Raw genomic sequence first — 12,555 nt, 5'->3', positions numbered from 1 at the left:
AGGTTTCATCCGCTTTTCGCCGCATTTTCATCAACCGCACTCACTGGCATGGCATTTGCTCATAGTCTCGGCAGGCATGCCGGACGGCTCGCGCCGCTGGCCTTTCTCTCTGGAGTAGCCCCTCGTGGATCTCTCGACTGTCGTCGGAATTGTTGCCGCTTTTGCCCTCATGATCGTCGCCATCATGTCGGGGGGATCGTTGATGCTCTTTGTCGATCCGCCCTCGATGATGATTGTGCTCGGCGGAACCGTCGGCGCCACTCTGGTTCACTATCCCTTCAAGTCCGTCTTTGGGGCCATGGCGGTTTTCAAAAAGACCGTCTTTCATCAGGAGACGGCGCCCCAGGCGATCATCGCCCAGCTTATTCAATTCGCCGGCAAGGCGCGCAAGGAAGGGATCCTGGCCCTCGAATCCTTTCTCGACGAAGTCAAGGATCCTTTCTTCCAGAAGGCGCTGCAGATGGCGGTGGACGGACAGGAGGCCGAGGCGATGAAGGAAATGCTCGACAAGGAGATCGAATACATTCAGGAACGGCACGAGTCGGGGGCGGATATCTTTATCGCCATGGGCAGTTACGCCCCGGCCATGGGGATGATCGGCACCCTGATCGGCCTGGTGCAGATGCTCCAGAGCATGAGCGACCCTTCTTCCATCGGTCCGGCCATGGCGGTGGCGCTGTTGACCACCTTTTACGGCTCGATCATCGCCAACATCCTTTGTCTGCCCATCGCCGGGAAATTGAAAAACCGCAGCGGCGAGGAAATTTTGAGCAAAACCCTCATCGCCGAGGGGATGCGCTGCGTGCTGGCGGGGGAGAATCCCCGGTTGATGGAGCAGAAGCTGCATACCTTCGTGGCGCCCAAGCTGCGCGAGAGCAATTTCAAGAAGTAGCGGCACCCCAAAAGGCGGCATGCAGATGGCAAAAAGACCGAAAAAACAAGACCCCGGCGCTCCGGCCTGGATGGTCACCTTCAGCGACATGGTGACCCTGCTGCTGACCTTCTTCGTGCTCCTTTTGTCCATGGCCAATATGGATAAGATCAAATTCGAGGAAGCGGCCGGATCGCTGCGCAGTGCCTTCGGCGTAATGGGTGGCGGGAGCCAGACGACGATTTCCAAGCCGAAAGTGGTTGAGTTCGCGCCGATTCAGGACGATTTCACCAGCCGCCTCTATCAGCGCATGCTCACCCAGATGAATCAGCTGAAGATCGACCGGCGTATTCAACTGGTCAAGGATCGCGGCGCGGTCATCCTGCGGGTCGACGCGGCGATCCTTTTTGCTTCCGGCCAGACCGAGGTGAGCCCCGAGGCCTACCCGGTACTGCGGGATGTCGCCGCCCTGATCGCGAATCTGCCTCTCAATCTGCGTATTGAAGGGCATACGGACGATACGCCTCCCGCGAGCGGTCTTTCCAACTGGGATATTTCCATCGCCCGAGCCGTTTCGACCCTGAAGTTCTTCGAGCGGGAAAACCTCGTCCCCCTCGATCGCATGTCGGCGGTGGGTTACGGTTCCCGCCGTCCCCTGACCCCTGATAAAAGCGAGGCGGCCCAGGCCCTCAACCGGCGGGTCGAGTTTGTTCTGGAAAGTATCGGCGGCAATCGCGAGGGGCTCCCCTATCTGATCGATGCCGGAAAACAAGTCCCCTTTTAAGGCGGAAATGAATCTCACGGGGCGTGCCCCGTTCCGCCGGGAAACGAGAAGAAATCATGGCCGAAAACAAGAGCGACGATAAAGGCGAAGCAAAAGGCGGCGGCAAGCTCAAGCTCATTCTCATCATCGTCGGAGCGGTGCTGCTTCTTGCCGGGGTAGGCGTCGGTGCCTACTTTCTTGGTGCCGGCAGCGCCGCCAAGCCGGAAGCCGCCAAAACGCCCGCCGCCGCGGACAAGCCGGCCGAGACGGGGGTGGCGCCGGTTGGGCCGATGCTGCCGCTGGACGATTTTATCGTCAACATCCTCGACGCCGAAGGCACCCGCTATCTCAAGGTCTCCATGACCTTGGAGCTGCTCACCCCCGAAGGGCTGGCGGAAGTCGAGGGGCGCAAGGCCCAGGTGCGCGACACCATTCTGCTTTATCTGGGAAGCAAGACCTTCGATGAAATCCGCGATCTTCAGGGAAAGCTGCAACTGCGCGCCGATCTGATCGGCAAGCTCAACGCCCTGTTGACCACGGGCAAGATCAAGACCATCTATTTCACTGATTTCGTGGTTCAGTAGAGGCGACCGTGGATCGTATCCTCAGCAGGGAAGAAATTGCGGAACTTCTCTCGGCGGTCCAGCACGGGACCATCGAGACCGCCGTCGAGGTGCCGCCGCCGCCGAGCGATCAGCCGGTGCGCGGACTCAACCTGGTCGGTGGCCGGGGCGGTCTGGGGCGCTGGCGGATTCCCAATCTCGATCTCATCTTCGAGGCTATCGGCCGCAGCTACGGCATTACCCTGACCAATCGCCTGCAACGGCAGGTTACGGTCAAATATACCGGTAGCGACTCCCTCGGCTTCGCCGAATATCTGGAGACGGTGCAAAACAACGCCGCCATTGGTCTGCTCGATCTCGAACCCTTCAAGTCGGGGGCGCTGCTCATTTACAGCGGCGAGCTTGCCTTTATCCTTCTGGAAATTCTCTTGGGCGGCGCGATCAAGAAGATCGTCCCTTTGCAGCGCTCCCTGACCAGCATCGAAACCACCCTGCTCAAGGGTTTGATGACCTCCCTCTGTCCCGATCTGAAAAAGGCCTTCGAGCCGGTGGAGCAGTTACATCCGCAGCTGCTCAAGGTTGAGACCAACCCGCGGCTGGTCAACATCGTTCCCCCCGAGGCGGGGATTCTGGTCGTGACCTTCGGGGTGAACCTGGAGGGTCTTTCCGGGGTGATGACCCTGGTCATTCCCCACGCCTCCCTGGAGCCGTTGCGGGAGAGGCTGCGTGAGTCGACCCTGTCGGTGGAACTGCGCAACAGCGACGAATGGCCGGGACTGCTCGCCGAAGGGGTGGCGGCTATGCCGGTGGAAATTTCGGCCCAGGTCGCCGAGGTGGTGGTCATGGTGCGGGACATCCTCAACTTTCAGGAGGGGGATATTATCGACCTGGGCTGCGCCCCCAACGTTCCCCTCAAGGTGCTGGTCGAAGGCCGTCCCAAGTTCTGGGCGACGGGGGGAACCCAGAACGGCAATAAAGCGATTCGCATCATCAACCGGATGCCGCAACGGAGTAAATAATGGACAACGGCAAACAGGCCCAGGGCCAAGGCGAGGTGAAGAACCTCGAATTTCTGCTCGACATTCCCCTGCAGATTTCCGTGGAGGTCGGCCGCAGCCGCATTCTCATCAAGGAACTGCTGGAAATGCAGGAGGGAACGGTCATCGAGCTCGATAAACTGGCGGGGGAGCCCCTCGACGTCTACGTCAACGCGCGGCTCATCGCTCGGGGCGAGGCGGTGTTGGTCAACGAGAAGTTCGGTATCCGCTTGACCGATGTGGTCAGTCCCGCCGAGCGCATTGAGAACCTGGGCTGAAAAGGCGGGCGGTATGCGGTTGATGATGAAGGCGCAAGCCATCCTTTTGCTCTTGGCAACGGCTTCTCCGGTCGGGGCCGAGGCGGTCTCCGGCGGCGGGGATCTTTTCATCCCCTGGGTGAAGTTGATCGTCGCCCTGCTGCTCGTCCTCGGCTTGATCCTTCTGCTCTATGGGGCGAGCCGCAAGGGTTTCGGCCTGCTGCCCGTAGCCCGGGGAGGGCAGATCAGGGTCCTGGAGATGCGCTCCCTGGGAACGAAAAAGGGCGTCTGTCTGATCCGGGTGCGGGACGAGGAATTCCTCCTCGGCCTGGGGGGCGACCGGGTCGAGCTGCTGGCGCGCCTGGAGGGCCCGAAGACGAGCTTCGCCGAGACCCTGGAGAAAGAACCGGGGGAATCTTCATGAAAGCCGCCTTTGCCGTCGTTTTTCTGCTGCTGTTGCCCGCCCTGGCCCAGGCCCAGGGCTTGCCGACGTTGACTTTCGGCATCGGCGAGGCGACGGCGCCGGGGCAGGTCTCCACGGCGCTGCAAGTCTTGATGGTGCTGACGGTTCTCTCCGTGGCGCCGGCGATCCTGCTCATGACCACCGCCTTTACCCGGGTGGTCATCGTTCTCTCCTTCGTCCGCCAGGCGATGGGCACCCAGCAGCTTCCTCCGAATCAGGTGGTGATCGGGCTGGCGCTTTTTCTGACCCTTTTCATCATGGCGCCGGTCTGGACCAAAATCAACGAGACCGCTCTGCAACCCTATCTCAAGAACGAACTCAACCAGCAAATCGCTTTGGAGCGGGCCCTCGATCCCATGCGCGACTTCATGCTCGCGCAGACCGCCGAGAAGGATCTGGCGCTGCTCATGGAGATCGCCCGGGTCGAGGCGCCGGCGACCAAGGACGACGTGCCGACTCTGACCCTGATTCCGGCTTTCATGCTCTCTGAGCTGAAACGGGCCTTCCAGATGGGCTTCATGATCTACATCCCCTTTCTGGTGGTCGACATGGTCGTCGCTTCGGTACTCATGGCCATGGGCATGATGATGCTGCCGCCGCCGATCATCTCGCTCCCTTTCAAGATTTTGCTCTTCGTGCTGGTGGACGGCTGGGCGCTGGTGGTCGGTTCCTTAGTCAAAAGTTTTTATTAGCAGACGGATGAAAAACGCCCATTCGCAAAACGCAGGAACCACCGGAGGAACCTTATGACCCCCGAATTCGTCGTTGCCCTCGGTCGCCAATCGGTAGAGCTGGTTCTGCTTTTGGCCGCGCCCATGCTCATCTGCGCCCTGGTGGTCGGCCTGCTCATCAGCATCTTCCAGGCCGCGACCCAGATCAACGAGCAGACCATGACCTTCATCCCGAAGATCGTCGCGGTTCTGGTGTCGCTGATCATCTTCGCTCCGTGGATGATCCAGAAACTGCTCGCCTTCACTTCCGGCATCCTCGTGGGCATCGCCGGCACCGGGATCTGAGCCGCCCCATGGACGGCCTGCCCTTCACCGTCGCCGGTTTCCAGCTCTTTCTCATCTGTCTGGCGCGCATGGCCGCCATGCTCGGCACCCTGCCGGTCTTCGGCAGCGGCACCGCCCCGGCGCGGGTGCGCCTCGGTCTGGCGGTGATGCTGGCGCTGCTGATCTTTCCCGTGGTCCGTCCCTATCTTCCTGCCCCCGACTTTTCCCCCGTCATCCTGGTTCAGCTGATTCTTGCCGAATCGCTGCTCGGCCTGATGGTCGGGTTCATTGCCCAGCTGGTGCTGACCTCCGTCGAGGTCGGCGGCACCATCATCGGCTACAAGATGGGTTTCGCCGCGGCCAACGTCTTCGACCCCCAGAGCCAGCGCCAGATCGAGCTGGTCTCCCAGTACCAGAACGTGATCGCGGTTCTCATCTTTCTCGCGTTCGACGCCCATCATCTCTTCATTCGTGCCGTGGTGCGTTCCTACGAACTGCTGCCGCCGGGCGGCATCGATCTGGGCGGCGACGCGGTTCCGTTTCTGATGACCCTGGTCAGCCGCATGTTCGTCCTCGGCATTCAGCTTGGCGCGCCGATTCTGGCGGTGCTGATTTTGGCCAGCCTGGTGATGGGCATCCTTGCCCGTGTCTTCCCCCAGCTCAACGTCTTCATGCTTTCTTACCCCCTCAATATCGGTGTCGGCTTCCTTGTCATGGGTTTGACACTCAGCCTTCTGGTGCTGGTGCTGGAGCGGGAATTCGCCATGGTTCCCGATCGGATTCTCCATCTCATCCAGGCTCTCAGATAGCGGGAAGCGACGCTCTTTTCGCCCTTCATCCCTTCCGCAGGCCGGTTTTAGACGAAAAAGCCGCGCCCGTTTCATCCCTCAGGAAAAATTGGACCGGGTTTTGCTGATGAGAAACCGTAGGCCGCGGCGTGGTGCCGCGGCTGGATGAAAAGGTAAGGCGGCATGGCCGACGAGGACAAGGATTCCAGAACCGAACAGGCAACAGCGAAGCGGCGCCGGGACTTTCGCGAAAAGGGGCAGGTCGCCCAGAGCCGCGAAGTCCACACCGCCGCGCTGATGACCTTCTTTTTACTCCTCTGGTTCTTTTACGCCCCCTATTTTTGGGATCAGCTGGAATTGCTGACCCGGGGTCTGCTGGGGATGGTGGGGAGCTTCGACGTGACCCCCGTCTCGATCCAGGGCCTTTTGCTCTTTATTCTTACCCGTCTCGGTCTGCTGGTCGCGCCCCTGCTGGTGCTCGTGCTGGTGGTCGGTTTCTTCTCCAGTTTCATGCAGATCGGCTGGCTCTTCACCACCAAGCCTCTGGAGCCGGATCTGACCAAGCTCGATCCGATCAAAGGGGCGAGCAAATTCATCTCCAAGCGCTCCTTTATCGAGGTGCTCAAGTCGCTGGTCAAGGTTCTGGTCATCGGCTATTTCGCCTATCAGACGGTGCGTAACGAGTTCGAACAGTCCCTCTATCTGATCGACATGCCGCCGGTCAGCACCCTGGTTTTTACCGGCCAGCTGGCTTTTTCCGTGCTTCTCAAGACCTGCGGCATCCTCATCGTCCTGGCGCTGCTCGACTACCTTTTTGTGCGCTGGGAGATGGAAGAGAAGATGAAGATGACCAAGCAGGAGCAGAAGGAAGAGTACAAGGAGACGGAAGGGGATCCGCTGATCAAGGGGAAGATCCGCCAGATCCAGATGCAGATGGCGCGCAAGCGGATGATGGCCGAGATCCCCAAGGCCGACGTGGTCATCACCAACCCGACCCATCTTTCCGTCGCTATCGCCTATCGCCGTGACGAGATGGATGCCCCGCAAATCGTCGCCAAGGGCGCCGATGCCCTGGCCATGAAGATTCGCGAGATCGCTAAGGAGCATAAGGTGCCGCTGGTGGAGAACGTGCCGGTGGCGCGGGCTCTGTACAAGTTCGAAGTGGGGGAGGCCGTGCCCGAGGAGCTCTATACGGCGGTGGCGGAAATCCTCGCCTACGTCTACAGCCTTAAAGGGAAAACGAAACAATGAGTTGGGTCACCGAGAACAAATGGGCGGCGCTGATCGTGCGCAGCGACGTCATCGTGGCGTTGGCCCTGGTCGCCATCCTGCTGGTGATGATCATTCCCATCCCGCCGTTTATGCTCGACATTTTTCTGGCGACCAACATCACCATTTCGCTGATGATCCTGATCATCTCCCTTTATACGGCCAGGGCCCTCGATTTCACCGTCTTCCCCTCGCTGCTGCTGGCGACTACCCTCTTTCGCCTCTCCCTCAACGTCGCCTCGACCCGGCTGATTCTTCTCAATGGTCATGAGGGGGTCGGAGCGGCGGGGGCGGTGATCATGTCCTTCGGCCAGTTCGTGGTCGGCGGCAACTATGTGGTCGGGATCGTCATCTTCGTCATCCTCGTCGTCATCAACTTCATGGTCATCACCAAGGGCGCCGGGCGCGTCGCCGAAGTCGCCGCCCGTTTCACCCTCGACGCCATGCCGGGCAAACAGATGGCCATCGATGCCGACCTCAACTCCGGCATGATCAATGATGAAGAAGCCCGCACCCGACGCAAGGAAATCTCCATGGAGGCCGACTTCTACGGCGCCATGGACGGTGCCAGCAAATTCGTCCGCGGCGACGCCATCGCCGGCATCATCATCACCCTGGTCAATATCGGCGCCGGTTTTATCATCGGCGTCGCCCAGCAGGGGCTGGCCATGGCCGACGCGGCCCAGACCTACACCATTCTCACCGTCGGCGACGGTCTGGTCGGACAGATTCCGGCCCTGATCATCTCCACCGGCGCCGGTATCCTGGTGACCCGCAGCGCCGGTTCCGGCGATTTCGGTTCCGACCTGAAGACCCAGTTCACCCTCCACCCCCGCGCCCTCTGGGTCGTCTCCGGCATCCTCTTCTTTTTCGCCCTGATCCCCGGCTTGCCGACCTTTTCCTTTCTGGTTCTTTCAGCGGCTCTGGCCGGTATCGCCTGGCTGGTGCAGAAGCAGGAGCAGGCCAAGGCCGCCGCGCCGCCACTTCCCGTCGAGGAGATCGAGGCCCCCCGCGAGGAGAACTACGAGGAGATGCTCACCGTCGACCTGCTGGAACTGGAGGTTGGCTACGGGCTTATACCCTTTGTCGACGCCGCCCAGAAGGGCGAACTTTTGACGCGCATCCAGGCAATCCGCCGTCAGTTCGCCCTGGAGATGGGCTTCATCGTCCCGCCGATCCACATCAAGGACAATCTGCAGCTCAAGCCTAACGAGTACGCCGTCTTGCTCAAGGGGGTGCGCATCGCCGGCGGCGAGATGCTTCCCGGGCATTATCTGGCGATGAATCCCGGCACCGCGAGCGACAGCCTGCGCGGAGTGGCGACCACCGAGCCGGCCTTCGGCCTGCCCGCTACCTGGGTTTCCGAGGACAAGCGCGAACGGGCGCAGATGCTGGGCTACACGGTGGTCGACTGCACCACGGTCATGGCCACGCACCTGGGAGAGATCATCAAGAAACACGCCCATGAGCTGTTGGGCCGCCAAGAGGCACAGAACTTGCTCGATAATCTTGCCAAGAACTATCCGAAACTGGTCGAAGAGCTGGTGCCCAACCCGTTGAGCCTCGGGCTGGTCATGCGGGTGCAGCAAAACCTTCTGCGCGAACAGGTGTCGATCCGCGATATGCGAACTATTCTCGAAACCCTGGCCGATTGGGTGGCCTCGACCCACGATCCCGACTTGCTTACGGAGTATGTACGCCAGGCCATGGGTCGCTCGATTAGTACCCGCCACGCCGCCGACGGCGAAACCCTGCCGGTGCTGGTCTTCGATCACGATGTGGAGTCGCGCCTGCAGAATGCTCTGCAGCAGTCGGCCCAGGGCAGCTACCTGGCTCTCGACCCGGGGACCGCCCGCTCGGTTCTGGAAGGGCTCTCCGAGCGCATCAAGGCGCTGGTCGGCGTGGCTCAGCCGGTGCTGCTCTGTGCCCCGACCCTGCGGCCCCATGTCAAAAGGTTGACCGAACGCTATCTGCCCAATCTGGTGGTTCTCTCCCACAACGAGATCGCGTCCCACCTCAAGGTGAAGTCGGTCGGAACGGTACGCCTCCATGCAAGTTAAAGTCTTCGAAGCTCCGGATATGGCGACCGCCCTCAAGCTGGTCAAGGAAAGCCTCGGTCCCGAGGCCCTGATCCTCTCCACGCGTTCGGTGCGCAAGGGTAAGGGCGGGCTGCTCGGCAAGCCCGTGCTGGAAGTCACCGCCGCCATCGACTCTTCGGAGCCGGCTCCCCGGCCGATGGTACCGCCTGCGGCGGCGGCCAATCTCTACGGTCGCGCCCTCGGTGCCGAGCCCGTCGCTGAGCGCGCCCCGGTCGAGCCGGAACTGAACTATGCCGACATCTGGCGGCGGCGGAAGGTGATCGACCCCCTGGAGCAGGAACTTGATGCCCTGAAAGGGCAGGTTTCCTCCCTTAATGTCGATTCCCTGCGCAGTGAAATCAACGAACTTAAAGAACTGGTCAAGGGCGCCGTCGAGGCGCGGATCCCGGTGGAGTCCGCGCCCCCCGCGCGCCGCCCCGGGCAGCCGGCCATCGTGCGCATGATGGAAGCGCTGCTGGCCCGCGGCCTCAGCGAAAACGTGGCGGAGATGATCGTCAAGCGCGCCCTGCGCAACTATCCCCCCAAGGATCGTTCGGTCACTCTGGAAGCTTTTCTCGCTGCCGCCATGGTTGACCTGATTCGCGTCACGCATCCTCTGGCGCCGGGGCGTGGCCCGCGCACCCTGGCCCTGATCGGCCCGACCGGGGTCGGCAAGACCACCACCGTAGCCAAGCTGGCCGCCGATTTTCTGCTCAACCAGGGGCGTAAGATCGCCCTGGTGACCATCGACATCTACCGCATCGCCGCCGCCGAACAGCTCAAGGTCTATGGCGAAATCATGCAGGTGCCGGTTGACGTCGTCCTCTCTCCCGAACAGCTGCGCCAGGTGCTGGAGCGCCATCGGGACAAGGAGTTGATTCTCATCGACACCGCCGGGCGCAGCCCCCGGGACAAGGCCGGAATCGACGAACTGGAGAAATTCATCGGTGCCGGCAGCGGCGTGGAAAACCATCTGGTGCTTTCGGCGACCACCCGCGAGCAGGAACTTTTCGGGGCTATCCGGCGCTTCGGGCGGTTGCCCGTCGACAGCCTGATCTTCACCAAGCTCGACGAGTGCGAGGGCCTTGGCTCGATTCTGAATGTGCACTTCAAGCATGATTGCCCGATTTCGTATCTGACCAACGGCCAGCGCGTCCCTGAGGATCTGCTGCCGGCTGATCCCCGTCGTCTGGCGGGGATGGTCATGGGGAAACTCAAGGAATGAGAGATATGGATATGGTCAAGGAACCTGTCGATCAGGCCGGAACCCTGCGCTCCCTCAGCGGCAACTTCGCCCGCCCGGCGTTTTCTTCGGCAGAGGGGCGCAAATTCCCGCAGGTCATCTCCGTTACCAGCGGCAAGGGCGGAGTCGGCAAGACCGCCGTGGCGGCCAACATCGCCATCGTTCTGGCGCGCTCCGGCAAGAAGGTGCTGATCATCGACGCCGACCTCGGTCTGGCCAACGTCGATGTCGTCTTCGGTCTGACCCCCCAGTACAATCTCAACCATTTCTTCGCCGGGGAAAAGACCCTTAACGAAATCGTCGTCGAAGGCCCCGAGGGGGTACGCATCCTGCCCGCCGGGTCCGGTCTCCAGTCCACCACTCATCTCAGCGCTGAGCAGCGGCTGCGGTTCCTCGACGCCATGGAAGCCTTTCACGGTGATTTCGACATCATCATCATCGATACCGAGGCGGGCATCTCCGAGAACGTCACCTATTTCAACGTCGCCGCCCAACAAATTCTGGTCGTGACCACCCCCGACCCGACGGCCATCACCGACGCCTACGCGATCATGAAGCTGCTCTCGACCAAGTATCACGAAAAGCGCTTCAATCTCATCGTCAACTCGGTGGTCGATCCCGACGAGGCTCTCGACGTCTACAAAAAACTGACCCTGGTGGCCAATCGCTACCTTGATATTTCCATTGACTACCTGGGCTGTATTCCCTACGACAAGCGCATGCGCGAGTCCATCTCCCGGCAGAAGGTCATGGTCGAACTCTATCCCAAGAGCAAGATCAGCAGCGCTTTCGAGGATCTGGCCGAAAGTCTGACGGCGATGATCCAGAACGTGCAGGCCAAGGGGACCCAGCAGCTCTTCTGGCAGCGGCTCCTTTCCTTCGGTCAGGGCGAATAGCCATGGATCTGGAGACCTTCATCTATCCTCAACCGCCGCTGGTGCCGGTGGATCGCGAAGCGCTGATCCGCGAGCATCTGCCGATGGTCGACTTTATCGTCGAGCGCATGGTCTGTCAGGTGCCCGCCTACATGACCCGGGACGATATGGCCAGCGCCGCCATGGTTGGGCTGATGGATGCCGCGAGTCGCTTCGATCCCGGCAAGGGGGTGCTCTTCAAGACCTTCGCCGAACAGCGCATGCGCGGGGCGATTCTCGACGAGGCGCGGAAGATGGGCTGGTTTTCCCGGGGTCTTCGGGACAAGCAGGGGCGGGTGGCCGATGCCCTTTCCACCCTCGAACATCGCCTCGGGCGTTCCCCGGAGGAAGAGGAGGTGGCCCGCGAGCTGGGGCTGAGCCTGGCCGATTACCATCAGCTTTTGGGCGAGGTTAATCATCTCGGCCTGGTCAGTCTGCAGGAGACCCTGGACGATGCCGGCCAGGGGCGCAGCCTGCAGGATACCCTGGTGGACCGGAACGCTCCGAGCGCTCTCGATCGTCTCGAAGCCAAGGAATTGACCCGGGAGATCGCCGCCTGTCTGAAGACCCTGTCGGAAAAGGAAACCCAGGTCATCGCTTTGTATTACTACGAGGAGTTGACCCAGAAGGAGATCGCCGAAGTCCTCGGCGTCACCGAGGGACGGGTTTCCCAGTTGCACAGCCAGGCCCTAGCCAAGCTCAAGGGCAAGCTTGCGCGGCGCGGCCTGGGCCGCGATGGCAGGTAGATCATGCCCGGGCGGGATCTTTTCTTTGTCTTTCTGCTCCTCGCCTGTCTCGGCCTAGCGCTGCGTTGCTGGCTGCTGGAGCGGCGCCTGGAGCAGCGGCGCAAACAGCTGGCGGAACAGGATCAGCTGCTGCGCGAGGTGGTCGAGCGTCTGCGCCTGATGCCGGATCGCGCTCCGGCGAAGGAGGGGGCGCGGCCCGAGGCCTTCGCCGCCGATCTCGCCCAGGCCGATTTCAAGCAGCGCCTCAAGGGGGGGGACGGGTCCAAGCCGATCCCTGAGCGCTACCGGCTGGTCGCGGCCCTGGCACGACGCGGTCTGGTCGCCGCGGACATCGCCGAGATTCTGGAGATCGCGCCGGGGGAGGCGGAGCAGCTGATCGCGCTGGCCCGGGTTTCGGGCGAACGGTAAGGACTGATGAAAAACGCCCATCTGCGACGTTGCCCTCATCCTCGTCACTGCAACGTACCTGACTGGTACGATTCGCTCCTCGAATTTCGGGCGCCTTGCACCTGGGCATTTTTGATCAGCCCTAAGGCATAATGGATTATTTATGACAGTCAGAGGCGAC

General features: G+C 61.4%; 15 protein-coding genes. All 15 read left to right on the top strand.

Annotated features, from left to right (window positions below; all coding sequences use genetic code 11):
- Positions 1-124 precede the first annotated feature (124 nt).
- The 15 genes from RBR25_RS01045 (at position 125) to RBR25_RS00975 (ending at position 12,395) form a co-directional block, all read left to right on the top strand.
- Positions 125-892, top strand: a complete 768-nt coding sequence (locus tag RBR25_RS01045) for a motility protein A (RefSeq protein WP_432817662.1) — start codon at positions 125-127, stop codon at positions 890-892.
- A gap of 25 nt (positions 893-917) precedes the next feature.
- Entirely contained in the window at positions 918-1,655 is a 738-nt protein-coding gene (locus RBR25_RS01040; RefSeq protein ID WP_432817661.1) for an OmpA/MotB family protein, read from the top strand.
- A 56-nt stretch (positions 1,656-1,711) separates the two neighbouring features.
- Entirely contained in the window at positions 1,712-2,218 is a 507-nt protein-coding gene (locus tag RBR25_RS01035) for a flagellar basal body-associated FliL family protein (RefSeq protein WP_432817660.1), read from the top strand.
- A gap of 8 nt (positions 2,219-2,226) precedes the next feature.
- The gene (locus tag RBR25_RS01030; protein ID WP_432817659.1) at positions 2,227-3,216 is read left to right on the top strand and encodes a flagellar motor switch protein FliM; all 990 of its coding nucleotides are present in this window, start codon (positions 2,227-2,229) and stop codon (positions 3,214-3,216) included.
- Positions 3,216-3,512 (top strand): flagellar motor switch protein FliN, encoded by a 297-nt coding sequence (fliN, locus tag RBR25_RS01025; RefSeq protein WP_432817658.1) that lies wholly within the window; start codon positions 3,216-3,218, stop codon positions 3,510-3,512. The genes RBR25_RS01030 and fliN overlap by 1 nt, the downstream gene beginning before the upstream one ends.
- A gap of 13 nt (positions 3,513-3,525) precedes the next feature.
- A complete protein-coding gene (locus RBR25_RS01020; RefSeq protein WP_432817657.1) occupies positions 3,526-3,915 on the top strand; it encodes a flagellar biosynthetic protein FliO in 390 nt (129 codons plus the stop codon).
- Positions 3,912-4,646 (top strand): flagellar type III secretion system pore protein FliP, encoded by a 735-nt coding sequence (gene fliP, locus RBR25_RS01015; RefSeq protein ID WP_432817656.1) that lies wholly within the window; start codon positions 3,912-3,914, stop codon positions 4,644-4,646. Before RBR25_RS01020 ends, fliP begins: the two co-directional genes overlap by 4 nt.
- Before the next feature lie 54 nt (positions 4,647-4,700).
- The gene (gene fliQ / locus RBR25_RS01010) at positions 4,701-4,970 is read left to right on the top strand and encodes a flagellar biosynthesis protein FliQ (RefSeq protein WP_432817655.1); all 270 of its coding nucleotides are present in this window, start codon (positions 4,701-4,703) and stop codon (positions 4,968-4,970) included.
- A gap of 8 nt (positions 4,971-4,978) precedes the next feature.
- The gene (fliR, locus tag RBR25_RS01005) at positions 4,979-5,758 is read left to right on the top strand and encodes a flagellar biosynthetic protein FliR (protein ID WP_432817654.1); all 780 of its coding nucleotides are present in this window, start codon (positions 4,979-4,981) and stop codon (positions 5,756-5,758) included.
- A gap of 162 nt (positions 5,759-5,920) precedes the next feature.
- Positions 5,921-6,988: a flagellar biosynthesis protein FlhB gene (gene flhB, locus RBR25_RS01000; protein ID WP_432817653.1), complete on the top strand. Its 1,068-nt coding sequence runs from the start codon at positions 5,921-5,923 to the stop codon at positions 6,986-6,988.
- Positions 6,985-9,066 carry a flagellar biosynthesis protein FlhA gene (gene flhA / locus RBR25_RS00995; RefSeq protein ID WP_432817652.1) on the top strand — a complete coding sequence of 694 codons (2,082 nt, stop codon included), beginning with the start codon at positions 6,985-6,987 and terminating at the stop codon, positions 9,064-9,066. Before flhB ends, flhA begins: the two co-directional genes overlap by 4 nt.
- Positions 9,056-10,309, top strand: a complete 1,254-nt coding sequence (flhF, locus tag RBR25_RS00990; protein ID WP_432817651.1) for a flagellar biosynthesis protein FlhF — start codon at positions 9,056-9,058, stop codon at positions 10,307-10,309. The genes flhA and flhF overlap by 11 nt, the downstream gene beginning before the upstream one ends.
- A 5-nt stretch (positions 10,310-10,314) precedes the next feature.
- Positions 10,315-11,223, top strand: coding sequence for a MinD/ParA family protein (locus tag RBR25_RS00985; RefSeq protein WP_432817650.1), 909 nt, complete (start codon positions 10,315-10,317; stop codon positions 11,221-11,223).
- 2 nt (positions 11,224-11,225) lie between these two features.
- A complete protein-coding gene (locus tag RBR25_RS00980) occupies positions 11,226-11,987 on the top strand; it encodes a FliA/WhiG family RNA polymerase sigma factor (RefSeq protein ID WP_432817649.1) in 762 nt (253 codons plus the stop codon).
- A 3-nt stretch (positions 11,988-11,990) separates the two neighbouring features.
- On the top strand, positions 11,991-12,395 hold the full coding sequence (locus tag RBR25_RS00975) for a hypothetical protein (protein WP_432817648.1): 405 nt from the start codon (positions 11,991-11,993) through the stop codon (positions 12,393-12,395).
- The last annotated feature ends 160 nt before the right edge of the window (positions 12,396-12,555 follow it).

The sequence above is a fragment of the Trichloromonas sp. genome (genome assembly GCF_034006665.1).
In the GTDB taxonomy this organism is placed as follows: Bacteria; Desulfobacterota; Desulfuromonadia; order Desulfuromonadales; family Trichloromonadaceae; genus Trichloromonas.
This window is presented reverse-complemented; position numbering and strand designations above follow the sequence as displayed.

Coding starts and splice junctions, on each gene's coding strand:
- RBR25_RS00985 (WP_432817650.1), top strand. CDS start 10,315: ATGGATATGGTCAAGGAACCTGTCGATCAGGCCGGAACCCTGCGCTCC.
- RBR25_RS01035 (WP_432817660.1), top strand. CDS start 1,712: ATGGCCGAAAACAAGAGCGACGATAAAGGCGAAGCAAAAGGCGGCGGC.
- RBR25_RS01040 (WP_432817661.1), top strand. CDS start 918: ATGGCAAAAAGACCGAAAAAACAAGACCCCGGCGCTCCGGCCTGGATG.
- fliQ (WP_432817655.1), top strand. CDS start 4,701: ATGACCCCCGAATTCGTCGTTGCCCTCGGTCGCCAATCGGTAGAGCTG.
- flhF (WP_432817651.1), top strand. CDS start 9,056: ATGCAAGTTAAAGTCTTCGAAGCTCCGGATATGGCGACCGCCCTCAAG.
- fliN (WP_432817658.1), top strand. CDS start 3,216: ATGGACAACGGCAAACAGGCCCAGGGCCAAGGCGAGGTGAAGAACCTC.
- fliR (WP_432817654.1), top strand. CDS start 4,979: ATGGACGGCCTGCCCTTCACCGTCGCCGGTTTCCAGCTCTTTCTCATC.
- flhA (WP_432817652.1), top strand. CDS start 6,985: ATGAGTTGGGTCACCGAGAACAAATGGGCGGCGCTGATCGTGCGCAGC.
- fliP (WP_432817656.1), top strand. CDS start 3,912: ATGAAAGCCGCCTTTGCCGTCGTTTTTCTGCTGCTGTTGCCCGCCCTG.
- flhB (WP_432817653.1), top strand. CDS start 5,921: ATGGCCGACGAGGACAAGGATTCCAGAACCGAACAGGCAACAGCGAAG.
- RBR25_RS00980 (WP_432817649.1), top strand. CDS start 11,226: ATGGATCTGGAGACCTTCATCTATCCTCAACCGCCGCTGGTGCCGGTG.
- RBR25_RS01020 (WP_432817657.1), top strand. CDS start 3,526: ATGCGGTTGATGATGAAGGCGCAAGCCATCCTTTTGCTCTTGGCAACG.
- RBR25_RS00975 (WP_432817648.1), top strand. CDS start 11,991: ATGCCCGGGCGGGATCTTTTCTTTGTCTTTCTGCTCCTCGCCTGTCTC.